The sequence below is a fragment of the Mycobacterium sp. E796 genome, assembly GCF_001672815.1.
Taxonomy (GTDB): Bacteria; Actinomycetota; Actinomycetes; order Mycobacteriales; family Mycobacteriaceae; genus Mycobacterium.
Genome location: NZ_LZKK01000295.1, coordinates 72257 through 97864, shown reverse-complemented (window position 1 = coordinate 97864; position 25608 = coordinate 72257). Strand labels below are relative to the sequence as shown.

Below are 25608 nucleotides of genomic sequence, written 5' to 3'. Positions count from 1 at the left end.
AGATCCTGCAGACCCGGTATCACTACAGCTAGCCGGGCGGATGCCACGCATCTCGGCGGAGGGCTCGCGAGCGTAACCTCACTGCGAAAACTCGCCCGGGATTTCGCAGCGTCGTTACGCTCGCGGACTTTCGCTACGCCCCGGCGTTTCCCCCCGCGCCAGCTCGGCCAGCATCGCGTTGTAGGCGGCCAGGTCGGCGTCGTCGTCCAGCTCGGCCGCGCGGTCCAGCCGTCTGGCGGTGCGCTTGTCACTGCGCGCCCACTGCACCAGCAGCGCGATCATCACGATCACCAGCGGCACTTCGCCTGCGGCCCAGGCGATTCCGCCGCCCAAATGCTGGTCGCCGATCAGGTCGGTGTGCCAGGGCAGCCCGAGCGATCGGTAGTAGTCGGCGCCGAGCACCTTTCGGGTGCCCATCAGCACCACCCCGAAGAACGCGTGCAGCGGCAGGGACGCGAACACCACGCCGACCTTCGCCAGCGGCGGGATGGGACGCGGCGTGGGGTCGACCCCGATGACGATCCAATAGAACACGTAGCCGCTGACCAGGAAGTGCACGTTCATCGCCAGGTGCCCGGCGTGACTGCTGACCGCGGTGTCGAACAGGTTCGAGAGATACAGGCCGTAAAAGCCGGCGACGAAGAGCACGGTGGCAACGATCGGGTTGGTGACGAATCGCGAATAGCGACTGTGCAGCGCGGCCAGCAGCCACTCCCGCATGCCGGGCGGGTCGTCGGCGCCGGCGGCGGGCAGCGCCCGCAGCGCCAGGGTGACCGGGGCGCCAAGCACCAGCAGGATCGGGACCAGCATCGACAGGCCCATGTGCGCGACCATGTGCATGCTGAACATCGCCGGCATGTAGCGACCGACACCCGACGAGGTTACGAACAGCAAGGTCAGGCAGCCCAGCAGCCAGGACACCGTCCGCCCAGGCGGCCAGTGATCGCCGCGGCGGCGCAACCTCAGCACGGCAGCCACGTACAGCGCGGCGAACACGATCGCGGCCGTGCCGAAGATGAGGTCGAAGCGCCAGTCGAGCAGGATGCGCACCACGGTGGGAGGTCCGTCGAAGTCGTAGCCGATCTCGGCTTCCGGGATAGTGGGCAGCCGGGCCGGGGGCGGTGGCGGCGCGGTGCGGCCCAGCCCGACGGCGATGCCGAACGTCAGGCCGAACACCGCGGCCTCGATCAACGCCAGCCTGATCAGAAGTCGGCGCCCTCGCGGCGAGCGCGGATCGCCTTGCAGCGCAACCACTCCCGAGCGCCGCTGGCGCCAGCCGAGTGTGCTCAGCGCGCACAGCGCGACGAATTTGGCGACGACCAGCCGCCCGTACCCGGTCGTCAACAGGTCGGACGGCAGCACCCGGACCAGGGCGTTGACCACTCCGCTGAGCGCCATCGCCACCCAGCACCACAGCGCGACCGTCGAGAACCGCCGCGCCGCCAGGCCCAGGTGGTCACCGCCGCGCAGCCCGTGGGCGAGCAGGGCGAGCAGGCCGCCGGCCCACACACTGGCGGCGACGAGGTGGATCAGCAGGCTGTTGGTGGCAAAGTCGTGCGAGCCGCCGGCCGACGAATGACCGGTCAGCCCGAGCGGGACCAGCGTCACCAGCGATCCGGCCAGCAGCAGCGGCGTCCACGACCAGCGCAGCACCGACAGGCTCGCCACGGTGACGACCGCGGCCAGGATCGCGGTCCAGCGCCAGGCCGATGCGGTGTTGACCAGGCCGGCCAGCGACCAGATGGTGCCGGGGTCGAGGTCGCCCAAGCGGTGACCGGACACGTCGGAGATGGTCAGCGGGACGAGCAGGGCGGCGCACACCGCCCAAACCCCCGACGCGACCGTCCCGAGGCGAAGCGCGCGGTAGCCACCGACATCGAGGACGCCGCTGCGCTGGGGCGGCACTAGGAACGCCGCGAACAGGAACGACCCGACGGCCAGCACCGCGGCGATCTCACCCACCGCGCGGACGAATGGCAGCCCCAGCGTGGTGGCCGGGCCGGGGTCGGGTAAGCCAGTCGCGGTCAGCGCGCCGGCCAACGAGAGCGCCCCGATCCCCGCGGCCGTGCAGCCCGCAAGCACCGCGACGCCGATCAACACCGGCCACACCCGCGCCGCGCGGGTGGCCACCGGCCGGTCAACGGTCATGCACCCAGCGTATTGGGCGCTGCCGACTACCGAGCTTGGCCGTCCAGCCGCTCCCGGCGCGCGCGGGCCTCGCGGGCGACGAACTGCTCGCGGGCGATCCGGCCGACGTACTCGGAATCCTCGAGGATGTCGCGCAACTCCTGGCGGAAAGCGGTCCGCCTTTCCGCGAGGTCGGGGGCCGGCGCGATCAGATCCTGGTCGACGACGACCTGATACGCGGTGGCGAACAGCAGCGTCGACACCGATTCGCTGCTGCGGACCCTGGTCTGTGCCACGTATTGCCGGCCCACCCCGAGCGCCGACTCGGTCAGCTCCTTGGGCCCGACGTCGGCCGGCGCGTCTCGCAACACGTCGGCGACGATCGCGTACGCCTCGAAGAACACCCGCAACATGGCTTCCGCCATCAACGGACGCTTGGCGAACAGCATCGCGTGGATTTCCTCGCCGCCGGCGGTGACGTGCGCTTCCCAGTCGTCGTTCCACGCCATCTCTTCGGCGATGTGGTCCCGGAACGCCGCCGAGTCGGCGAAATAGAAATCGAACTTCAGCAGATCCCGCAACCGCATCGCCTGCGCCCAGAACGCCGCGATCCGATCGCCTTGAGGATCCGTGATTCGCCTGGCGTGCGCCAGCGCAAGCTCGACGATCGAGGTCTCTAAAAAGGCGTGTATCAAGGAGTTTCGGTAGAACGCCGCGGCGTGCTGCTGCTCGGGCGCGATTCGCCACACCGGCTCGCGGCCGCCGTCGACGCGGGTGATCGGGTGTCCGTTGGACAAGGTGTCGACCGCGGCGAGCACCCCGTCGCGCCGGCGCAACCGCAGGGCGCTCGTCGACATCGGGGTCTGCTTGCGCTCCAGATAATCCAGCGAGTCCTGCAGGGTGTGGTGCAGCTGACCGAGCGTCAACGCCGCGCCCCGGGTGGTGAGCAGCAGCGCGCACACCAATCCCGTCGCGGTCACCGGCGTAGCCTGCAGGATCCGCCACGCGACCTCAAACGACATCTTCTGCAGCGCAAGCCGTTTGGCGTCCTTATCCAGCGCGCGTGCCCCGTGCGGCGGACCGAGGTACTGCCGCATCGAGACCGCTTCGGGGAAGCGCACGTAGATCTTGCCGTAGTTGCGCTCGCCCTGCGCCTTGATGAAGTTGTAGAGCCAGACGACGCCCTCCGGTGTCTTCTCGCCGCCGCGGGCGTAGGCGGCGTACTCGGCGGTTTCGTGCAGCTGGTCGAAGCCGATCGACACCGGCTGCAACAGAATGTCTTCGCTGCGGCCGTCCAGGTACGCGTCGGCGACGTACGAGAGCAGACCCAGCTTGGGCGGCAACATCTTTCCGGTGCGCGACCGGGTGCCCTCGATCGACCAGCTCAGGTTGAACCGCTTCTCGACGATGTAGCCGACGTATTCGCGCAGGACGTACTTGTAGAGCGGGTCGTCGCCGATGTTGCGGCGGATGAAGATCGTCCCGGCACGGCGCAGCAGCGGACCCATCACCCCGAAGGACAGGTTGATGCCGGCGAACACGTGCACCGGAGGTAACCGGTTCTCCTGCATCGCCACCGGCACCACCGCGCCGTCGATGTAGGACCGGTGCGAAAACAGCAGCACGGCGGGATGGGTTTCCAGCGCGGTGCGCATCGCGGCCACCTGGTACTCGTCATAGTCGATCTGGGGGTCGAATCCGCGGCTGAGCGCCCTGCCCAGGACGCCGACCAGGTCGACGGACACCCGGCTCCACCCGGTGGACAGTTCGTCGAGCATCTTGCCGGCTTCCTCGACGGTGGCGCCCGGGATCTTCTTCAGGCCGGCGCGAAAACGCGTGGAGGCCAAGATCTCTGGCTTGACCAGCCGCGGCGACTTGTACTGCGGCCCCAGGATCCGGTATTCGGCGCGTTCCAGCGCCAAGATGGCCCGACGGGTGACGAAGTGCGCGAAGTCGTGTCCGTCGTCGCCGACGGTGGTGTCGCGCCACTGCTGGCGCAATTCGGAAACCTTCGCCGGCTCGCCGGCCACCACCCGCGCGCGTAGCGGGTCATTGCGGATGATGTGCCGCTGCTGACGTGGGTTCGGGTGGTAGGGATCCTGGCCCGGGAGCAGCCCGGCGAGCTTGGCGACCCGGCCGCGATTGGCGGCCGGCAGCCAGAACACGCGCACGGGTACCACCGAGCGGTCGTCGTTGGATTCGGACTCGAGCCGCTCAACCAGCTCGAGTAGCGCCGTGGGCGGCGCGTTTTCTTCGGGCAGCGCCAGCACCTCGAACGTCGCGTCGGGGTTGCCGGCGCGCTCCTGATCCACCCACGCCATGACCAGCTCCCGCTCGACCGGAGAGGCCATGGACGCCAATATCAGCGAGTCTTGTGCGGCGACGACGGCGCTGATATCCGCGGCCGGTTTGGTCACTGCCGCCCTCTCGGCGCGGCACCCGGCGACTCCCCGCTGACGGTTCCCTGCCCACTGGGCCGTTGCGCCTCACCGTCTTTGAGCGCAACCTGAGACTCGTTCGGGTTCGCCTTCGCCGGCTTTGCCTTGGGCGCAGCCTTTTTCGCGGTGGCCTTCTTGGCGGGCGCCTTTTTCGCGGCAGCCTTCTTGGCGGCCGACTTCTTCGCCGGCGCCTTGGCCTTCTCCGCCGCCTTCTTCTCGGCGTACAGATCGACCTCGGGCAGTTCGTCGACAGGCCAATTGGCCAGCGTGTCGAGGTAGAGCTGACGCACCTCGGCGATGTGGTCGGGCAGCGTCTCAACGGTCCAGTCGTCGACGGGAATTGGCGGGAATACCGCGACGTCGACCGTGCCGGGGTTGATGACGGTGGAGTTTCGGGCGGCGACGATCTCGGCGTTGCGAATGACGATCGGAACGATCGGGATTCCCACCGCCATCGCGATGCGGAAGGGCCCCTTCTTGAACGGCCCCACTTCGGTGGTGTCAACCCGAGTGCCCTCCGGCGCGATCACGATGGAGAGCCCGTTGCGGGCCCGGTCCTCGACCGTGTGCATCGTCTCGACCGCGGCAACCGGATCGTCCCGGTCGATGAACACGGTGTCGACCAGCTTCCCGAGCGTGCCCATGATCGGGTCCTTCTGCAGTTCCTTCTTGCCGACGCCGACCCAGTTGTCGCGCACCAGCGCTCCCGCGATGACGGGGTCAACTTGGTTGCGGTGGTTGAAGATAAAGACCGCGGGCCGCTGCGCGGTCAGGTTCTCCTGGCCGATGACGTTGAGCTGCACCCCGGCGATCGCCAGCGACAACTGGGAGAAGGTGGAGGTGAAGAAGTTCACGCCGCGCCGACGGCTGCGGGTCAGCACACCGATGCCAACGGCGCCGGCAGCGACCGGGAACATCGAACTGAAACCGGCGAGCGTCCGCAACTGCCGCTGCAGGCCGAGCCGACCCCGGCTCTCGAATCTCAGGATCGGCCAGCCGCGGCGCTTGGCCACCGCGGCCATCTTGCCCTCGGGGTTGGTCGGCCGTGGATTGCCGACCAGATACATCAGGGCGACGTCCTCGTCACCGTCGGCGTAGAAGTAGCTGTCCTTGAGGTCGATGCCATGCTCGGCGGCAAACCGTTGCACGGCAGCGGCTTTGCCCGGCCCCCACAGGATCGGCTTCTGCACACCGCCGGTGAGTATCCCGTCCTCGTTGGTCTCGAACTTGTTGGTGAGCATGTTGGAGATCCCGAGGAAGCGCGCCACCGGGTTGACCTGAATGGTCAGCGCCGACGAGCTCAGCACCACGGTGTGGCCGCGGGCCACATGTGCGCGCACCAGCTCGCGCATCTCGGGGTAGATCCGCGACTCGATCCGTTGCACGAAGAGCCGCTCGCCGATCTCCTCCAGGTCGTCCAGCAGCCGCCCGGCCAGCGCCGCGGCGGCCTTGCCGATGAGGTCTTCGAACTCGATGCGTCCCAGGGTGTGGCTCAGGCCGGCCTGAACCATGCTGAGCAGCTCGCCCACCCCCATGTCGCGGCGCAGCAGCCGCTCCTGGGTCAGGATGACGGCGGTGAACCCGGCGACCAGCGTCCCGTCCAGGTCGAAAAACGCGCCGATCTTCGGCCCGGGCGGGCTGGCCATGATCTCGGCGACCGAGCCGGGCAACCGCATGTCGCCTGCCGGTTTCTTTTGTGCGCCAACGTTTTTGGCAGGCTCTTGTGAGGCGCTCATGAGCTCGCCACCGATCGCGCGGAGACGGCCGGCTCGGCGAAGGAGGCGGGCACCGCGCGTGGCGCCGGATCACCCGCCAGCGCCAGGATCTCGTCGAAGCCCTCCAGCAGGCACTGGGCGAACAGCGGCTCGTTTCGCACCGAGGCCCGGTCGTAGCGCACGGTGACCGTGCACCACCCACCCCGGGAGATCAGGACCACCATCATCGCCACCCCGGGCAGCGGGCCAATACCATACTGCCGCAACACCTTTGCGCCGGCGATGTAAGTGTCGCCGGGATAGACCGGGACGTTGCTGGCCTGCACGTCGGAGCCGATCACCGAGCCGGTGATCCCCTCCAGCACCGGCGTGGGCAGCACGCTCAGCACCGGGGCGATGGAACCGATGATGTTCATCGCGGGCTCGTCGCGGCGCTGGGTCATCTGGGCGCGGATCTTCTTCATCCGCGCGACCGGATCGGCGGTGCCCAGCGGCGCAGCCAGGTTGACGCCGGTGAAGCGGTTGCCGCCGGCCGTGTCGGCGTCTGCACGCAGGCTCACCGGCACGGCCATCGGCAGCGTGCTGATGGGCACGCCGAGGGCCACATGGTAGCGGCGCAGGGCGCCCGACAGGCCGGCAAGGTAGGCGTCGTTGATCGATCCCCCACCGGCTTTCGCGGCCCGGTGCAGGTCAGAAAGCGGAATGTCGATCGCTTCGGTGCGCGTGGCGAGGCTGCGCCGGCGCAGCAGCGGCGACGGCTCGGCGGCGCGGTTCATCACCCGCACGCCCGACATGGCGTAGCCGACCACTCCGCCGACGGTGGAAACCGGGTCCAGCACCGCCTTGCCGGCCGCCGACACCGCCCCGGACACGGCGCCCACGACGCCGTTGACGATGGCCAGGGGCAGGCGGTTGATGCCTTGGCGCATCAGGTCATTGGGCGTCAAGTCCTGGGGAACGGGTTGCGGCGGCGTCGGCCTGGCCGGCGGCTCCCGCTCGAGGTCGTAGATTTCGGCGAACATCTCGACGCCGCCGACGCCGTCGGTGACCGCGTGGCTGACGTGCAGCAGCGTCGCGGCCCGGCCGTCGGCCAGGCCCTCCACCAGCGTGGCGGTCCACAGCGGTCGCGAGATGTCCATCGGCGACTGCAGGATCACCTCTGCCAGGTCGAACACCTCGCGCAGCGTGCCGGACCCGGACACCCGCACCCGTCGCACGTGGAAGTCGAGGTTGAAGTCGGGATCAACCACCCAGCGCGGTGACGCCGTCGGCAACGTCGGTACGACGACCTTCTGGCGCAACCGGCGCACCCGCCGGGAGGCGTTCTCGAACCGGGTCCGGAACCGATCCCAGTCCGGTGTGGTGTCGAGGAGTTCGAGCGCCATGATCCCGGAGCGGGTCCGGGGGTTCGCCTCCCCCCGATGCATCAGATAGTCCACCGGCCCGAGCTCGTCGGACAATTGAATGGCCTCGACCGACTCAGCCATGATCGCGAACTCGACGCGCCAACGTTGTCACCGCTGACCAAGCCTCCTGTCTGGGACCCGCAAACCGGATTGCCCAACCCACGCTAGTCGGCTTGCCGCGCTGGTGAAAGGCGCGATCCGGTCGGCGAAGCGGCCCCGGCTCAGCTGGCCGAAGTCGCGGACAGCGGCAACAAACCCGCCAGCAAGCCGGCGCGGCCGCCGTACACGATGCCCAGGAAGTCGGCGACGGCCCCGGCGGCCAACCGCGACCGCACCGTCGGGGTGATGTCGAACGCGTGGTGCGCGTTGGCGAGTTCGGCGTAGCCCACCGTGGCGGCCCCGGCGTCCCGCAGCGCCGCGCAGAAGACCCGAGCCTGGCCGGTGGGGACCAGTTCGTCTTTCTCGCCGTGCAGCACGAAGAACGGCGGAGCCTCGCTGTGCACGTAGGTGATCGGCGACGCCGCCCTGAAGCGCTCAGGGTTCTCGCTGTAGCGGGACTTGAGCACGAAGTGCTCGAGGAACGGCAGCATCATCTCGTGCATGTTCTCGAAGTCGGTGAAGTCGTAGACGCCGTAATAGGGCGCGACGGCCTGGACGGTGGTGTCCGCGTTCTCGAAGCCGGGCTGGAACCTCGGATCGTTCGGGGTGAGCGCGGCCAGCGACGCCAGGTGGCCGCCCGCGGACCCACCGGTGATCGCGATGAAGTCGGGATCACCGCCATAGTCGGCAATGTTCTCGCGGACCCACGCGATCGCCCTCTTCACGTCGATGAGGTGCGTGGGAAATGTGCAGCGTGGGCTCTTGCTGTAGTTGATCGAGACGCAGATCCAGCCGAGCTCGACCATGTGGCTCATCAGCGTGTAGGCCTGATGGCGTTTGCCGTTGACCGACCACGCCCCGCCGGGGACCTGGATCAGGACCGGCGCGCGCCGGCCGGGCGCCAGGTCGTGACGCCGCCAGATGTCCAGCAGGTGTTCGTTGCCGCCGGGACCGTAGGAGATGTCGGACGTCTCCGCGGCGTACCGGCGGTGTGGCCCGGGCCTGCGCAGCAGCCCGCCGCGCGGCGCACCCTCGGACTGGACATAGGCCGGGTGGCGAACAAGATCACGAAAGTCCGGCCCGAAGCACTCGACGAGCGCGGCGGTGAGGGCTTGGTCGGCTTTCTGCGCGGCCCACGAGGTACCGACACGGCCGATGGCGGGTCGCGACACCCGGGATAAGGCGTGCCCGGTCACCACGTGCGGCGGAAATTCGGCGGAGAGCCAGCCGGCAAACCAGCCGACCGCGAACGGGGAGCCACGCAGCAACAGCGCACCTGCGCGGTACGTATCCCTGGCGTCAGCCGCCAGTCGCAGCGCCTGCGCGCTCGCCTCCGAGCACCGCGAAGTCAAGTTCAAGGCCACGCTCATAACAACGCACCCCTCGACGTTGGGCACACGCCTCGTTGCGGTTAACGGCTGATGATCAGCCGGTGTTGTGCGTGTGTCGAGGCCTCACACCATAACCGATAAGTGCGGCGGCGGAAGACTTTTCGGGCGCGTCGCGTTCAGCCAGTCTGCGGCGTGTCGCGTTCGATAGACTGACCTGCACATTGCCTCCGTAGCTCAGGTGGATAGAGCAAGGGCCTTCTAATCCCTAGGTCGCACGTTCGAGTCGTGCCGGGGGCACTGGCACAGCGGCACTGGCACAGGGGCACTGGCACTGGCTTTTTGCGGCCCGCAAGTCACTCGTCGGCGGCGTCTGCGGCGGCGATCAACGCGCTGCCCAGCTTCCGCGCTTCGGTCGACGTGATGACCGGGGTGTGAGCGCCGTCGATGATGATCTTGCGCTCAGCGCGCCCATCCACGTACTGCCGCCCGATGACCGATACCACGATGTCCTCGATTTTGGTGCATCGGCCGTGGTCGGTGACGTGCTTGATCCTCCACTCCGGGCCGTCGAACACCCGAAAGGACGCCCCGAAGCTCTCCCATTCGTCGACGCACGTGGCCCCATTGGGGGCTGCGATGTCCCGCGATCGGGCTGTGGTCATGGTCGGTTCTCCTTGGGTCAATGGGCGCCAACTCCGGCCCGCTTAGTCATTTGACTACACCACAGCTACAAGGTGTAGTCAAGTGACTAACTAAGGCGATATTTTCCCGCAGGCGTGATCGTCGTCACGCCACGGCAGCACAGAATTCTCGATCCCGCCGTTCAATGAGCGCCGAGGTGGCGACCGCTTCTAACCCCTGGGGCGCGAATCGCGCCCGCCGCCCGTCAACTGCGTGAGTGAAGCTGTCACGATCTCGCCGCGGGCTGACCGCGTCGCTTGCGTGGTGGAACAGCGCGTAGGGAATCGACCAGCCGGTCGATCACCGCCCCGGCGTCGTCTCGCGCTTGTCGCTGATCGTCTGCGCGCGCGATGTAGAGAGTTGCCTCTCGCAGTGCTCCCAGCATGGTCAGTGCCGTTGCCTCGACCGGCTGCGGCGGGATGCTTTTGGACTCGATGGCCTCAGTGATCAGAGCCTTCACCAGTCCGATGTTGTAACGCTGCCCGATCTCGCTCCAGCGTTCCCACCCCAGCACCGCAGGGGCATCCATCAGGACAATGCGCCGGACCTCGGGGGCAGCGCACGCGTCCAGCCAGAAGGCCGAGCCCAGGCGCATGATTTCGAGGGGGTCAGTCTCGCCTGAGGCGGCGATGGTCTCGCCCATCCGTGCGGCCATTTCGCCCTCGACTTTCTCGAAGACCGCGGCGAACAATTCCGTCTTGTCGGCGAAATGGTGGTAGAGGGCACCGCGGGTCACACCGGCGTCGCGGACGATCGCTTCCATTGAGACGTCGGCGAAGCCCGGTGAGGCGAACAAGGGCCGGGCGGCGGCAATTAGCGCGTCGCGGGTGTCGGCTGCGCGTTCGGCCTGCGTGCGACGCTTTTCCTGCATCGGACCCACGGTTTCATACATACCGCATGCGTCCGATGCAGACGGCATCTAGCGACGGACGCGCCGCCGGTCAAAAGACCCTGAGCTTGCGGATTGTTTCGAGCGTCGACGGATCCCCTTCGGCCCGCACCCCCAGATCCTCCCATGTGCCGCGCTGAGTCACCCACCGCACGAATGCCAAGGAATCGGATGCGATGTGGGCGGCGACAGCTGTGCCGTCGCCAATTCTCAGCGTTCGCGGGCACATGCCGTCGAGGCGAACCTCCACGGCATTCCCTATCGCGTCAAGAAGGCCCGCATTCTGTTGCGGCAACGACGCCTCGATCCAGTCGAGCGTCGGGGCAAGCCGTAACTCGTCGGCAGGCGGAGGTTCCCCAACCAATGGCCCATCGGGCGAGAAGAGGTCGTAACGGATATGGATGAACGCCTCGAAGGCGAAAGCGGCCGGCACCATCGAAGCGGGATAGGTGCCGACGTCACCCAGTGGGACTTCGAAGTCCTGATCCGCGACGGCAGCCAGCGTCTCAAGCCCCCTCAGGCTGACCTGCTCATAATCGGCCACAACTTCTTCGGGGGTCATCGAGCGACGCGATTCGACATAGAGGTCCGCCGCGCGTTCGGCGGGCAGACCACCCGGATCGGGCAGATTGGTCGGGTCGACGGCCAGCCAATAGCTGCATGCCATGTGGGACACCAAGTCCTGCACCGACCAGCCCGGGCATCCACTTTCCTTAGCCCACAACGCTTTCGGAATCTGGGGGCACAACGCCAACATGACTTTGCGATCTTCTTCGATAGCCCTGAGCGTGCTGTTCACGGGATCCATCCATTCGTTAGATACATACGGTATGTATTAAGCTACATACTGTATGTATCTTAGACAAGAGCCTCGCGATGCCTCGACACGACGGCCGCTATCGACAAGATGCTTGCGGGGCGCGCCAAAGCCGCGATCGGTGACGCGAGGACAGACGAGAATGGCGGCCATGAACGAACCAGACAACCTCGGCATCGACGTATCGCTCTTCTGCCCGGCACAACACCACGTCGGCAACCTCAGAAAGTTCGGGGCCCAGATCGGCTATCAGCCCAGAGGCGGTCAACTCGGGGCGTGGCCCCCGTATCAGTCCGACTCCTGGTGGGAAGTCCGATGCCCCGACGGCTGCCCCGGCGTATTCGGCGGCGCCGTGGATCCGATCCGCCAAGAGGTGAAGAGGCTCGCGGACGACCCCAGGCGCACGAATGCTCACTACACACTGAAGCAGGTCGGCTGAACGCACGAAGACCACGCGTCGGTTCAGCGGCGAAATGGCGGATCATTTGTGGGCGATGAACCCAAACCAACGGGCCGCGGGAATGCCGGATATTCGTAGAGATCGCCGGCGGGGACATCGACGGAGTTACCTCAGAATTAACTAGGAGATCGCTTTGGCGGGCGCGCGGCGCCCTAAGATCGCCGGGCATGAGCGCTCCTACCAGCACCCCTTCGCCCGGGCCTGGGTGGTGGCTGGCATCCGACGGCCAGTGGTACCCGCAGCGGTGGGAGAGCAACTTCATCTACCGCACGAATGAGTCCCTGCAAGCTGTCGTCGAGGAGGTCGCCGAACTGTCGAAGGCCTACGGGGAACAGGGCTGGGAAATCGTGAACTCCTCGGTGCAACGCACTCAGGTCGCCCACCACTTCAAGGGCTACGACAAGGACGGCGAGCTGTATTTCGAATGGAGCATGGTCTGCACGCTCAAACGGCCGCTCCGTCCCGGCTAGGGATGGGTTCCATTCCACCGAAACGAAACCCGTTGTGCACCTTGGCCGGCGTCCGGGGCCGACCGGTTGAACGCGCAATGAACCTCTCGGCAACTTCGGCGGGCCCCGTCTAGCACCGGCGGCCGCACAGTGGTTCGATCGAAATCGAAAGAGATGCAACGATTTCAGGAGAATCCATGGCAACTCTGCCGGTCCAGCGTCAACCCAGAACCCTGATGCCCGACCTCACCGAGCTCTTCAGCGGCACTCCCCTGTTGTCGGGCCTGCGCCCGCTCTTCGACCGCAACCTGCTGCGCGTCGAGGACGAGATGAACGACGGCCGCTACGAGGTTCGCGCCGAGATTCCCGGGGTCGACCCCGCGAAGGACATCGACATCACCGTGCACGACGGGATGCTCACCATCAAGGCCGTGCGCAGCCAGGCCGTCGAATCCCACGGTCGGTCCGAATTCAGCTATGGGGCCTTCGCGCGCTCCGTTCCGCTGCCTGCCGGAGCCGACGTCGATGACGTCCATGCCACCTACGAAAAGGGCATCCTCGCGATCTCGGTGCCGGTGCCCAACGGCACGCCGGCGGCCAAACGCATCGAGGTCGAAACTCGGGAGTAATTGCGCCGGCCCGGCGGCCAGCGAGTTCCCGGCCGTGCAATCCGGTGGTGCGATGCGGGCGGAACGCTTCGATCCCGATATGTCAGCATTGGAATCGTGAGCGCACGCCAACTGGCACGTTTGCTTTTTTCCGCGGTGGTCACAAGCGGGGCGGCGATCCTTTGCGCACCGATCCTCGCTCCCCCCGCCTCGGCCGCTCCCTGCCCCGACGTCGAGGTGACGTTCGCCCGCGGCACCAATGAGCCGTCAGGCGTCGGCGGCGTCGGGCAGGCTTTTATCGACTCGCTACGTTCGCAGGTCGGCGGTCGATCCCTTGGGGTGTATGCCGTCAACTACCCGGCCACCGAGGATTGGCCCCCGTCCGCATCCGCCGGCGCCGTCGACGCACACGCCCACGTTCAATCAATGGTCGCGAACTGTCCCAACACCAAGCTGGTGCTCGGCGGGTATTCGCAAGGCGCGATGGTGATAGATCTGACCACCATCGCCCGAGCCTCGATCGCGGGCTTCAACGCCGACACGCTGTCGGCCGACGAGGCAGCCCACGTGGCCGCCGTCGCCGTGTTCGGGAATATGGCCGACAGGGTTGTAGGGCCCATGAACGAGGCCAGCCCCTGGTACGGGGCCAAGGCCATCGACTTGTGCGCGCCCGGCGACCCGGTGTGTTCTGGGGGCGGGTTGTCGCTGCCCTCGCACGACCAGATCTTTTCCCCGGAGCACTTGTCGTATCAGCAGTCCGGGATGCCCAGTCAGGCAGCGAGTTTCGTGGCGAGTCACCTCTGACGCACCCGGCGCGCACGACCTACAGCTGATCGATTATTGATCGCCTACGACCACGATTCGACCAATAACAATCAGGTCGTCATTGATTCGGTTGGTACACGGACGGCGGCCCAAAGTTCGGATCGTGGAAGCAGCTGGGGCCGAATTGCGCCGCGCACTTCAGCACGTCCGCCGGAACCGGTGATGGCGACGTCGTCGGATCGGTCCCTTGGAGGGTGAATTTGAAGCCCTTCGCGGTCGTTCCACGTTCGCAGGCACCGTAGGCAGGGACGGTCTGCAGTGGGTATTTCTGCCACGACGCGTCGGTGGCGACTTCAGCTTCCCACTGCTGGTGTACGACGTTTCCGCAACCGGTGTCGTATCCACCCGACGGCTTTGGGCCTATCAGGACATACATGCCGCTGACGCTTTCTTGGGCGGAGCCGGACACGGTGAGTTTCCCGTTGATCAGCGGACTGACCCTAATTCCGGCACCCGGTGCCCCGTTCGACAAAGTGGTGGTCGTCGGCGGTGCTCCGACGGTCGTCGACGGCGGTGTCTTAGCATTGACCGTTTCGTGGCTGAGCAAGCTGATGGAGGTCGGAATCGCGCCGATAATCGCCGCGCCGACCGCGAAGAGCCCGGTTATCTTGGCCACCGACAAAGGATTGCCGGAGTCCTGTGCATGCGATGCCATGGTTCTACCCCAATACGCAGAACTTGTAGTTAGTAATTGTGTTGCAGGATGGCGTTTTCCATCGCACTGATCGCCGAGGTGCTTGCGCTCTCAGTGCCCGTTACCGTTAAATTTCGGTCTCTGAATTGTCACGCAACCTCCGCGGAGCACCACGAGTAGTTCACTACTCTATTTCCGTTGGCATCGCGGGCGTTCCGCTGCTTCGGCACCCCACTTCGCTCTACGACTTCACCCCGGGTGCGCTCTCAGCGCAACCTCACGGTGCGAGCCGGACAAAGCCCGGTGACGGATCCGCGGGGACACCACCAGCATTTCCGCCCGGGCTACCACCGCCGTTGCCGCCACCGGCGCTCCCGCCGGCGCCTCCCGGCTGCGGACCCCCGGCGGGCTCCATCTGCTGCGGTGGCGACGGCGGCTGCTGCGGCGGGGGCTTCGCGGTTTGCGGAGGGGGCGGCGGGTGCTTTGGTGCGGACGGCGCCGCTATCGGCTGCCGTGGCGTCTGGATCTGCGCGGCCGTCGGCGGTGGTGCCGGAAGCTGCGGCGGATTGGGATCGTCGATCTCTCCGGACGGAGCCACCGCGGGCGACTCCCGCGGATCGCTCCGCAAGTCGACCGCCGGCCGTGTGACGCGGTGCGCGGACCCTTCCCACACGCTGGGATTGGTCCTGAGGGAAGCGATTTTGCCCCGATCGTACGGACAGTAGGCCCCGACCGCGGCAGTGATGAAGCGCGCCTCGGTGCGCGCGAGGCGGCCGAGGTCGAAATCGCGCTCGCTCGGGTCGATGCCAACCGCATTGTTGACCATCGCGTCCACCAAGCCGGCGGCCGGCATGCCGGCGTCGAGCGTGCGGCACACGTCGTGGCCCGTTTCGATGAGGCTCGGGACGCCACGGAGCGCGGGGATGCCTTGTTGATCGAGCAGCGCCAGGAACCGGTCGTCTTGGCTCGGGTCGGCAATAGCCGCGCCGCCGCGCACAATTGCAGCTCCGGTTAGCACCACAACGGCGGTAATCAGGGCACCGGAGCGGCCGGTGGTACCGGTGAACATAGGAGGGATTTCCGATCTGGTCAGGGCCGTCGCGTGACGGGCGAATTGCCATGTACACCACGCATGTGCGCCGCCCCTCCGGTTTCACGGTGCACGTGCCAACGCTGCTATACCATTAATCCGTTCATCGTTTGTTCATCTTTTGTTAACCATTCCGTTCATGATAAATCACGGCGATTCCGCGGTAAATACCCGATTTTCTGAACCGCGCCGGGTCAGCTCAAACACGTTGCGGTACAAGGCAACCAGAGATTTGGTCGATACCGAAAGCCGCTACGCAATCGGTTGCAACGGCCCCGACGCGCCGCGATTAGCAGTCGATCTCTGCGTTCAGGTTGAATTCGGCGAACGTGCGCGACACGCTTTCCCGTAGCTCCTCTTTGGTGTTCGACCGCCCGAGAAGATATGCCGAGATTCGGATGAACATCTTGCCGCGGCCCCGCCCCGAACCCAGGAACAATTGTCCGCCCATGGCCTCGAGCGTGCTTTGCTTCATATCGGGCTCGAGGTTTCTCATGTACGCGTAATCGGCGTCGGTGCCGTCGGGGCGGTTCGCCGACGGGGACAGGTCACCGACGTTGGAGCAAGTGACCGGCAGGGTGGAGCCACCCGTCGCCATCCCCGCGACCTTCCTGGCCGCCCATACCGGCGTCAACGCGGCCAGCGGCAGCGGCGCCAGCCACTCGTTATCGGGGTCCTCCATCGCCTCGAGGATCGTTTGCGTGATCTTGGCCTGCATATCGGCCAGGTCCGTCGCCGCATGCGTCGGGTCGACCGGAACGTCGACGCTGGTAAGCGCGTTGCCTCGGGTATCGCCATCGGTGCGCAGCGTCACCATGAATCGGAGGGTGACGGTCCCGTCGTCTTGAACCCGGCCCAGCCGCACCGCGAGCCGGCACGCGATACCCGCCACCAGTGAGTTGCTGCTTGCGCCAAGGCTTTTCGCGCGGGCATCCCATTCGGCAAGGTCGACGTATGCCGTGAGGGCGGGCACCTCTACCGGCCGGTCGTCGGCCGCCTTCCTCGGCGACGGCGGTGCCGCCTTGAACGATGAGTTGAGTTCCTTGCGATCGCGCCGGGCCCGGCGAGCCACCGCGGCCAACGCGTGCCCTATGTCGGGCAGGTCTTTGACGGTTTGCCGGAAATCCTCGCGCACGGCCCGCCCGAGGGTGCGCGATCCCGCGGGCGGATAGCTCAGATCGCGCGTCCTGCCCTCGGCGGCGTCTTCTATCGCCTGGCCGAACGCGATGGCGTCGACGATCGTGTGCGAGGCCACCAGGCTTACCGCGGTGCCGCCGTCGTCGAGCGGAAGCACGCCGAGGTGCCAGGCCGGTCCCCACTCCGGGTCGATGGGTAGGCGGGCCCGCTCATCGGCCCACGCGTTCACCTCGGCACGCGGGCGTGGCGTCGCGGCGAAGTCGATCTCCTCCGGCGGCGGTGCCTGCACCCAGCGATCGCGCGCGAATGGCAATGTGGACCGTTCGATCCGGCGCCCCAACAACCCCCGGCCGAGGTTGCGGTGAAAACGTTTTAGTCCCTCGACGTCGATGGCACGGTCGTAGATCCAGGTGACCTGAATCAGCGCGCCGTGCACCGCTCGCAGCGCCAAAAACGCCGCCTGATCCAGGTATGCGAGCCGATTGTCCACCGGCTCGTCGCCACGGGTGCTGACCTGAGCCGCCGGCGCGGCGGGCGCGGCGGTGTCGGTCAGCAACTCCGCGAGGTGCCCGGCGAGCTTCGCCGGGGTGGGGTGATCGAAGGCCATCGTGGCAGGCAGTGTCAGGCCGGTGCGTTGGTTCACCGTGTTGCGCAGTTCCAGCGCCGTCAGGGAGTCAATGCCGAGTTCCTTGAAGGGAATCTCGGGGTCGAGGGCGGCCGGGTCGGGGTGGGCCAGCACGGCGGCCGTGGTGGCGGTAACCATCGCGGTGAGAGTGTCCAGCCGCTGTTGCGGCGTTTGGGTGGCCAGCGTGGTGGCCAGCGTGCGTGGGCTGGCGGTCGCGGCCTGGCGGCGGCTGGTGGTCAGCGCGGACAGGATGGGGTCCAGCGTGCCGTTGCGGGCCTGGCGGGCCAACGCGGCGGTGTTGAACGGGCTGGCCAGCAGGTTGGTCGGCTGACTGGTGAGCGCGGCGTCGAAGAGCGCCAGGCCATGGTCGTTGCTGATGGGGGTGAGCCCGGTGCTGCTCAGGCGGGTCAGGTCGCTGGTGCTGAGGTGGGCGGTCATCCCGGATGGGGTTTGCCAATAGCCCCAGGCCACGCTGGTGGCCTGGCGTTGAGTGTGATGGCGGTGGCGGGCCAGCGCGTCCAGGAACGCGTTGGCGGCCGCGTAGTTGGCCTGCCCGGCGCTGCCCAGGATGCCCGCGGCCGAGGAGAACAGGACGAACGCGGCCAGGTCGCGGTCGGCGGTGAGGTGATGCAGGTGCCAGGCAGCGTCGGCCTTCGCGGCGAGGACCGCGTCGAGCTGTTCGGGGCTCAGGTCGGTCACCAGCGCGTCGTCAAGGACACCCGCGGCGTGGATCACCGCGGTCAACGGGTGGTCGGCGGGGATCGTGTCGAGTGCTGCGGCCACCTCGGCGGGGTTGCTGGTGTCGCACGCGGCGATCGCGACTTGGGCACCGAGCCCGGTCAGCCGCTCTTGTAGTTCGCCGGCCCCGGGCGCGTCGATTCCGCTGCGAGACAACAGCAATAGACGTTCGACGCCGTAGCGGGTGATCAGGTGTTCGGCGAACAGCGCGCCCAGCATCCCGGTGCCGCCCGTGATGAGCGCGGTGCCTTGAGGATCCAATACCGCGGGCGGGATCAGCACGATCTTTCCGGTGTGGCGGGCTTGGCTCATGTCGCGGAAGGCTTGCGGGGCGTTCAGCAGGCCGTAGCTCGTGGTCGGCAGCGGCTTGAGGACGCCGGCGGCGAACATTTCGGTCAGGGCCACCCATGCGGGCTGCAGGGCCTGCGCCGGTGCGCTCGACAGGTCGTAGACCTGATAGCCGACCCCCGGATGGGACGCGGCGATGTCGTCGGCCCGGCGGATGTCGGTCTTGCCGATTTCGACGAAACTGCCTCCGCGGGGCAGCAGTTGCAGCGACGCGTCGATGAACTCGCCGGCGAGGCTGTTGAGCACGACGTCCATGCCCTGCCCATCGGTGGCGGCTTTGAAGGTGTCGACGAAGTCCAGGGTGCGTGACGACGCGATGTGGGCGGGGTCGAGCCCCAGATCGACCAGCACGTGGTGTTTGTTCGGGTGGGCAGTGGCGAACACCTCCGCACCGAGGTGACGGGCGATCTGGATGGCGGCCTGCCCGACGCCTCCGGCGCCGGCGTGGATGAGCACGCGTTGGCCGGCCGAGAGCCCGGCGATCTCGACCAAGGCGGCGTAGGCGGTGAGAAACACGATCGGCGCGGATGCGGCCTGGGTGAACGACCATCCGTCCGGGACGGCCACCACCATGCGCTCGTCGGCGATCGCGGTGGGCGCGAACGCGTTATGCGGGAAAATCCCCATCACCGCATCACCGGGACGCAGCGATGCGCCGGGGGCCGCGTCGATGACGACCCCCGCTGCTTCGCTGCCCATTCCGTCGTCGGCGATCGCGCCCAAGGCGACCACCACGTCACGGAAGTTCAGCCCGGCGGCCCGTATCTGAACGCGAATCTGCCCTGATTCCAGGGTAATTGGCCCATCGGTGGGGAGCAGGGTCAGGTTGGTCAGGTCACCTTTACCGGTGGTGCCCAACTGCCATTCGGCACCGTCCGGTGGGGTCAGCGTTGGGATGCGGGCCACACGGGGGATGTGGACAATACCGTTGCGCAGGGCCAACTCCGGCTCGCCCGCCGGTCGCGCCGAGACGATGGCCAGCAGGGTGGCGGCGGTGGCTCGGGTGTCGTCGGTGTCAATCAGGGTGATGCGGTCTGGGTGTTCGTTTTGGGCGGTGTGGATCAGCGCCCAGACCGCGGCGTGCGCCAAATCTGGGACATCGTCATACGCACCGATGCTGACCGCACGGCGGGTGAGGATCACCAAATGGGCGTTGGCAATGTCGGGACGAGTCAGCCAGCCCTGAAGCTGGGCCAAGGCATGGCGGGTCAGGGCGTGGACCCGCCGCAGCGGATCGGTTTCGGCGGGTCGCGGTAGGGCCCAGATGACCAGCTCGGGGCAGGGGGTCAAGCTGGTCAGGTCGTCGTGAATTGCGCCGCGGGACAGGCCATCCGGCAACTGCTCGGGTGAATCGGCGCACACCGCCCATGCGGATGGTCGGTCCGCGGACCCACCGGGCAGGTCGGGCAGCGACGGCCAGGTCAGCTCGAACATGCTCTCGGAAAGCCCGGCCATCGACGCGGGCCGGCCGATCTGGTCGGACATGGCGCGCAACGTCACCGCGCCGATGGTGATCACCGCAGCGCCGGTGGGGTCGGTGGCGTGCAGCGTGAACGTGTCCTCGCCGGTCCGGGTGAGGTGCACGTGCAGCTCGGTAGCCCCGGTGGCATGTAGGGCAATCCCGTTGAACGCGTACGGAAGTCGCGGCGATCCCGAGTCATTTCCGTCCAGCGCGGAGGCCAGCGGGTGCAGGGCCGCGTCAAGCAGGGCCGGGTGAATGCCGTAGCCGGCGACGTCGGTGCCGGCGGGCAGCGCCACCTCGGCGTAGACGACGTCGGGTCGGGCCGCATCCGAAGCGATGCTCCGGACGGATCGGAACGTACCGCCGTAGTTGTAGCCCTGCTGGGCCAGCCGGTCGTAGAAGTCGTCCTGGTCGAGCGCCTCCGCACCCAACGCCGGCGGCGGGGAACCGGCGGCCGGCTGGCGGACGGTGAGCGCTCCGCTGGCGTGCAGCGTCCACGCGGCACGAAGCTGGCCGCCGGCGCGCGAGTGCACGCTGAACGGGCGACGGCCCAGCTCGTCGAGCGGATGCACGAGGACCTGCAGGTCGGTCGGCGCCTGCTCCGACAAGGTCAGGGCGGTGTGCAGGATCAGCTCGTCGATCGTCGGGGCACCGGCAAGCTCCCCGGCCCGCAGGATCACCTCGATGAAGCCCGTCGCTGGGAACAAGATGGTGTCGTTGACCCGGTGCCCGCCCAGCCACTCCTGGGTGGTCGTCGACAGCCGCCCACTGACCATGATCTGGTCTTCGTCGGCCAATTCGGCGACCGCACCCAGCAAGGGATGCTCGGCGCGGTCCAGACCAAGGGCGGCGGCGTCGTCGACCGGCGTGGGAGCGAGCCAGTAGCGGCGGTGGTCGAAGGGGTAGGTGGGTAGGGCGACGGTGTGGGCGTGCGGGTACAGGGCGAGCCAGGAGGGGCTGTGGCCGTGGGTGTGTAGCTGGGCCAGCGTCATGGCCAGGCTGTCGTGGTCGGGCCGGTCGCGGTGCAGGGTGACGACGACCGCGGATTGGGTGCGGGCCGGGGTTTGGGCCAGCGTGTCGGCCAGCGCGGGCGCCAACACCGGATGCGGGGACAGCTCCACGAAGGTGCACTCGCCGGCGGCCAGCCGGGCGGTCACCCGGTCATGAAAGTGCACCGGTTGGCGCAGGTTGCGATACCAGTAGTCGGCGTCCATCGTGGTGGTATCCAGCGGCTCAGCCGAAACCGCCTGCCCCACGGTCGAATACAGCGGAATGCTCGCCAGGGCGGGGTTGAGCTCACCCAACTCGGAGAGCAGACGTTCGCGCACCGCCTCGACCTGGGCGCAGTGCGAGGCGTAATCGACCGCGATGGCCCGGATCTGGATGCCGTCACGCTCACACGCCGCGCTGAATTCCTTGAGCGCGGCGGGCTCGCCGCTGATCAGGGTGTGGGTGGGCCCGTTGATCGCCGAGATACTCAGCGCCGGTCCCCACGGCGCCAGCAGCGGCTCGAGTTGCTCGGCGGCCAACAGCACCGAGGCCATCGCCCCCGACCCGCATAGCGCGCTCAGTGCCTGGCTGCGCCGGGCCACGATCTTGGCGGCCTCAGGCAAGGTGAACACCCCGGCTAAATAGGCGGCGGCGATCTCGCCCTGGGAATGCCCGATCACCGCATCCGGGGTGATGCCGTAATGACCGAGCACTTCGGCCAGCGAGACCATCAGGGTGAACAACACCGGCTGCACCACATCGACCCGCTCCAACCCGGGCGCCCCCGGGTCTTGCAGCAGCACATCGCGCACCGACCAGCCGGTGAACGGTCGCAACGCCTCGTCGCAGTCATCGACCATCGCGGCAAACACCGGATGCTGTTCATACAGTTCGCGGCCCATCCCCGGATGCTGGCCACCCTGCCCGGGCAACACGAACACCGTCTTGCCGCGCAGGTGGGCCAAGAAGTGATGCTGCGTGAGCTGTGGGTGGGGCTGGCCGTCGCGCAACGCGGCCAACGCACCCAACACCTCCTCGCGCGCACCGGCTGTGATCACCGCCCGATACGGGTGATGAGCGCGGGTGGTGGCCAGGCTGAACGCCACATCGGTCAAATCCAGCTCCGGGTGACCGAGCAGATGTTGGTGCAGCCGGTCGGCTTGGGCGCGCAACGCCGCCGGGGTGCGCGCCGACACCGGCCACACCCGCAGCCCGAAGTCGACACCCTCGGGTTCTTCGGCCGGCACGACCGACGCTTCGGGGGCTTGTTGGAGGATGACGTGGGCGTTGGTACCGCTGATTCCGAACGACGACACCGCCGCCGTGCGCGGATGATCACTCTCCGGCCACGGTGTCGGTTCGGTCAACAGCCGTACCGTGCCCGCCGACCAATCCACATGCGGGCTCGGGCGATCCACGTTCAACGTCGGCGGCAAACTGTCGTGGCGCAGCGCCTCGATCATCTTGATCAACCCCGCCACCCCCGCCGCGGCCTGGGTGTGACCGATATTCGACTTGATCGACCCCACCCACAACGGGTGATCCGCCGAGCGCGCCGCCCCATAGGTCGCGATCAGCGCACCGGCCTCGATCGGATCACCCAACGTGGTCCCGGTGCCGTGCGCCTCGACCACATCGACCTGATCCAACCCGATCCCGGCGTTGGCCACGGCCTGGGTGATGACGCGTTGCTGGGAGGGCCCGTTCGGGGCGGTCAACCCGTTGGAGGCGCCGTCCTGGTTGATCGCCGAGCCCGCGATCACCGCCAACACCGGATGGCCGTTGCGTTGGGCATCACCGAGCCGCTCCAACACCAGCACCGCCGCCCCCTCGCCCCAGCCGGTGCCATCAGCGTTGGCGGAGAAGGCTTTACAGCGCCCATCGGCGGCCAGGCCGCGCTGGCGGGCGAACTCGACAAACACCGACGGCGTCGCCATCACCGTCACCCCGCCCGCCAACGCCAGAGAAGACTCGCCGTTGCGCAGCGACTGACACGCCAAATGCGTGGCCACCAACGACGAGGAACAGGCCGTGTCCAAAGTGATGGCCGGGCCCTGCAATCCCAACGCATAGGCGACCCGCCCCGAGGCCACGCTCGGGGAGAGACCCGTCAGTGCGTAGCCCTCGGCACCGTCGGAGCCGCCCGACCCGTAGGTCTGCGACCATGCGCCGACGAACACCCCGGTCTGCGAGCGCACCAAACCGGCCGGATCAATCCGCGCTGTCTCCAACGCCTCCCAACACACCTCCAACAGCAACCGCTGCTGGGGATCCATGGTTTGGGCCTCCCGCGCCGAGATGCCGAAGAACTCCGCGTCGAACCCGGCTGCGTCCGCCAAGAATCCTCCGGAGCGGGTGTAGGTCTTGCCCACCGCATCCGGGTCGGGGTCGAACAACTCCCCCAAATTCCAGCCACGATCGACCGGAAAACCCCCGACGGCGTCGGTGCCGCTGGCCACCAAATCCCACAACGCCGCCGGCGAATCCACCCCACCCGGGAACCGACATGCCATGCCCACCACCGCAATTGGCTCGTCCACCGCCACCTGCGATTCCACCGGCGAGGCGGCCGCGACCGGCCCGATCAACAGCTGGGCCAGGTGAGCAGCCAACTCGTCGGGAGTGGGATAGTCGAACGCCAGCGTGGGCGGCAACGGCAGCTCGGTTTCGGTCTTCAGCCGGTCGAGCAATTCGGTGGCTTTCACCGAGTCAAAACCCAGGTCCCGAAACGCAGACCCGGGGTCGATGTCGTCCGGGCTCGGACGCCCCAACACCGCCGCCGCCTGCTCGCAGACCATCCCCACCAGCAGGTCGTGTTGCTGCTGGCTTAGCGTGCGAACACGTTGGGCCAATCCCGAGTCGGTCCCGGCTTCCGCGGCGGTGTCCTCGACCGCGCGCGGCTGTGACGGGCCGATGTGCGCGTCCAAACGGGTGAACGCGCCCTGCCGATAAAGCTTCGAGCAATCCCGTCGCCTCACCTTGCCGCTCGTGGTGAGAGGAATCGAATGTGGGGGCACCAGAACGAGATCCGCGACGCTCAGTTCGTGCGTCCTCGATATCGCTGCGATGATTTCACGCCGGGTGGCGATCAACCGTTGCGCGTCCTCTTCGGAATCGCCGCCGGGCTTGAGTTCGACGATTGTGACGAGTTTCTCGGGACCGTCATCATCCGAAACCGCGATCGCCACGCAGCGGCCGCGGGTGATCTCCTGGATCGTCGCCTCGATGTCGTCGGGAGAATGGTTGCGCCCGTAGACGATCAAGAGATCCTTGATCCGGCCGACGATGAACATCTCGCCTTCGGAGTAGAAGCCCAGGTCCCCCGTCCGCAGCCACGGCCCTTCCGGTGTGCCGTCCGACGCGCCGACGATCGTTCTGCCGAAGACACGTTCTGTCTCTTCGGGTTTCTGCCAGTAACCCGAGCAGACGTTCTCGCCGATCGTCCAGATCTCGCCGACCGTTCCCTCCGGGCACTCCATGCTCGTCTCGGGGTCGACGATTCGCACGATCGGCCACTTCGGCATGCCGTAACTGACCAGCGGGATACCGGCACCGTCCGCGCACCGCTCGCCACGGCCAGCGGTCATCTGCTCTGAATCGAAAGACACTGTCACCGGGGGGTGACCCGCCTGGCGGGTCGCCACCACGAGCGTGGCCTCCGCGAGTCCGTATGAGGGACGCAACGCCTCGGGGCGGAAGTTGAAGCGGGCGAACCGGTCCGCGAAGCGCCACAGCGTCGGTGGGTTCACGCGTTCGGCGCCATTGAGGATGGTATGCACGCCCCCGAGGTCAAGCCCGGCCAGGTCGTCGTCGGAGGTTTTTCGGGTAGCCAATTCGAACGCGATGTTGGGCGCCGCCGAGAAGGCATGCGGATTGCCGGCCAACATTTGCATCCACCGCGCCGGTCGCTGCAGGAAGGACGGCGGGCTGGTGAGCACGGTGGGGAATCCCCACAGGACCGGGAAGGCGATGCCCAGGATCAGGCCCATGTCGTGGAAGAGCGGCAGCCACGACACCACGGTGGTGTCCGGCGGGGCCATCCCGCCGTCCGCCTCGTAGTACATGGCCATGATCTGCTCGCAGTTGACCTGAATGTTCTTGTGCGAAACGACAACTCCCGCCGGGGTACGGGTCGACCCGGAGGTGTACTGCAGATGCGCAACGCTCGTCTGGCCATCGGTGTCCGCGGCGACCGTTTGCCGAGCGTCGAGATCCAGCCGATCGACCTCGACGACCGACGGCGCGCCGGGCTCCGACTTCGCGTACTCGGCGATGATGTCCACGGCGGAGGATGTGGTGAGAATCGCCGACGGCGACGCGTCGTGCAGGACGGCGGCGACGCGCTCGTCGCTGGCCCCACCCAACGGCATTGACAGCGGAACCGCGATCTGACCGGCCTGTAGCGCGCCGAGAAAGCCGACGACGTACTCGAGCCCCTGTGGCGCCAGGATGACGGCGCGGTCGCCGGTTGAGCTGCAGGCTTTGAGTTCCCGTGCGAGGTTCAGCGTGCGGCGATACAGCTGCGACCACGTCAGGCTTTCCGCAACGCCCTCCCAGTCGTTCTCGTAATCGACATAGGTGAACGCCAGGTCGTTGGGCCGCGAACTGGCACGCTCCCGCAGGACCTCGGGAATGGAATGCTCAAGCACAGCTTGACGATACCGATGAACGCACGGGGCGTCGGCGAAACCGCCCAGCCCAGAAAAGCCGCTGGCGCGCGGCTGAGCACGTGCGTTTTC

At 67.3% G+C, this 25608-nt stretch carries 15 protein-coding genes and 1 tRNA gene; 5 read left to right on the top strand and 11 right to left on the bottom strand.

What is annotated here, in order from left to right:
- Positions 1 to 114: 114 nt before the first annotated feature.
- The 5 genes from A5706_RS22705 to A5706_RS22685 form a co-directional block, all read right to left on the bottom strand.
- On the bottom strand, positions 115 to 2148 hold the full coding sequence (locus tag A5706_RS22705; RefSeq protein ID WP_068135597.1) for a cytochrome c oxidase assembly protein: 2034 nt from the start codon (positions 2146 to 2148) through the stop codon (positions 115 to 117).
- A gap of 26 nt (positions 2149 to 2174) precedes the next feature.
- Positions 2175 to 4544, bottom strand: coding sequence for a glycerol-3-phosphate 1-O-acyltransferase (locus tag A5706_RS22700; RefSeq protein WP_068135592.1), 2370 nt, complete (start codon positions 4542 to 4544; stop codon positions 2175 to 2177).
- Entirely contained in the window at positions 4541 to 6301 is a 1761-nt protein-coding gene (locus A5706_RS22695; protein ID WP_068135591.1) for an HAD-IB family hydrolase/lysophospholipid acyltransferase family protein, read from the bottom strand. The genes A5706_RS22700 and A5706_RS22695 overlap by 4 nt, the downstream gene beginning before the upstream one ends.
- Positions 6298 to 7767, bottom strand: a complete 1470-nt coding sequence (locus tag A5706_RS22690) for a wax ester/triacylglycerol synthase family O-acyltransferase (RefSeq protein WP_068135588.1) — start codon at positions 7765 to 7767, stop codon at positions 6298 to 6300. Before A5706_RS22690 ends, A5706_RS22695 begins: the two co-directional genes overlap by 4 nt.
- Positions 7768 to 7907: 140 nt before the next feature.
- Positions 7908 to 9155, bottom strand: a complete 1248-nt coding sequence (locus tag A5706_RS22685; protein ID WP_068135584.1) for an alpha/beta hydrolase — start codon at positions 9153 to 9155, stop codon at positions 7908 to 7910.
- A 184-nt stretch (positions 9156 to 9339) separates the two neighbouring features.
- On the opposite strand from A5706_RS22685, the gene A5706_RS22680 reads away from it, so the two are divergent.
- Positions 9340 to 9413, top strand: a tRNA-Arg gene (locus tag A5706_RS22680).
- 56 nt (positions 9414 to 9469) lie between these two features.
- On the opposite strand, the gene A5706_RS22675 is transcribed toward A5706_RS22680, so the two are convergent.
- The 3 genes from A5706_RS22675 to A5706_RS22665 form a co-directional block, all read right to left on the bottom strand.
- Positions 9470 to 9778, bottom strand: a complete 309-nt coding sequence (locus tag A5706_RS22675) for a hypothetical protein (protein WP_068135581.1) — start codon at positions 9776 to 9778, stop codon at positions 9470 to 9472.
- A gap of 245 nt (positions 9779 to 10023) precedes the next feature.
- Positions 10024 to 10689: a TetR/AcrR family transcriptional regulator gene (locus tag A5706_RS22670; RefSeq protein WP_231985381.1), complete on the bottom strand. Its 666-nt coding sequence runs from the start codon at positions 10687 to 10689 to the stop codon at positions 10024 to 10026.
- Between the two features lie 49 nt (positions 10690 to 10738).
- A complete protein-coding gene (locus A5706_RS22665; RefSeq protein ID WP_082964557.1) occupies positions 10739 to 11494 on the bottom strand; it encodes a maleylpyruvate isomerase family mycothiol-dependent enzyme in 756 nt (251 codons plus the stop codon).
- 160 nt (positions 11495 to 11654) lie between these two features.
- On the opposite strand from A5706_RS22665, the gene A5706_RS22660 reads away from it, so the two are divergent.
- From A5706_RS22660 to A5706_RS22645, 4 genes are all read left to right on the top strand, one after another.
- Positions 11655 to 11942 (top strand): hypothetical protein, encoded by a 288-nt coding sequence (locus A5706_RS22660; RefSeq protein WP_156767281.1) that lies wholly within the window; start codon positions 11655 to 11657, stop codon positions 11940 to 11942.
- Positions 11943 to 12130: 188 nt separating this feature from the next.
- Positions 12131 to 12433 carry a hypothetical protein gene (locus A5706_RS22655; RefSeq protein WP_068103984.1) on the top strand — a complete coding sequence of 101 codons (303 nt, stop codon included), beginning with the start codon at positions 12131 to 12133 and terminating at the stop codon, positions 12431 to 12433.
- Positions 12434 to 12609: 176 nt separating this feature from the next.
- Entirely contained in the window at positions 12610 to 13041 is a 432-nt protein-coding gene (locus tag A5706_RS22650) for an Hsp20/alpha crystallin family protein (RefSeq protein ID WP_068135573.1), read from the top strand.
- A gap of 96 nt (positions 13042 to 13137) precedes the next feature.
- Entirely contained in the window at positions 13138 to 13824 is a 687-nt protein-coding gene (locus A5706_RS22645; RefSeq protein ID WP_197517942.1) for a cutinase family protein, read from the top strand.
- Between the two features lie 79 nt (positions 13825 to 13903).
- On the opposite strand, the gene A5706_RS22640 is transcribed toward A5706_RS22645, so the two are convergent.
- From A5706_RS22640 to A5706_RS22630, 3 genes are all read right to left on the bottom strand, one after another.
- Positions 13904 to 14500: a hypothetical protein gene (locus A5706_RS22640; protein ID WP_156767280.1), complete on the bottom strand. Its 597-nt coding sequence runs from the start codon at positions 14498 to 14500 to the stop codon at positions 13904 to 13906.
- A gap of 256 nt (positions 14501 to 14756) precedes the next feature.
- Complete coding sequence (locus A5706_RS22635) at positions 14757 to 15548, bottom strand: DUF732 domain-containing protein (RefSeq protein ID WP_068135568.1); 792 nt, start codon at positions 15546 to 15548, stop codon at positions 14757 to 14759.
- A gap of 310 nt (positions 15549 to 15858) precedes the next feature.
- The gene (locus A5706_RS22630; protein ID WP_068135564.1) at positions 15859 to 25518 is read right to left on the bottom strand and encodes a type I polyketide synthase; all 9660 of its coding nucleotides are present in this window, start codon (positions 25516 to 25518) and stop codon (positions 15859 to 15861) included.
- Positions 25519 to 25608: the final 90 nt, after the last annotated feature.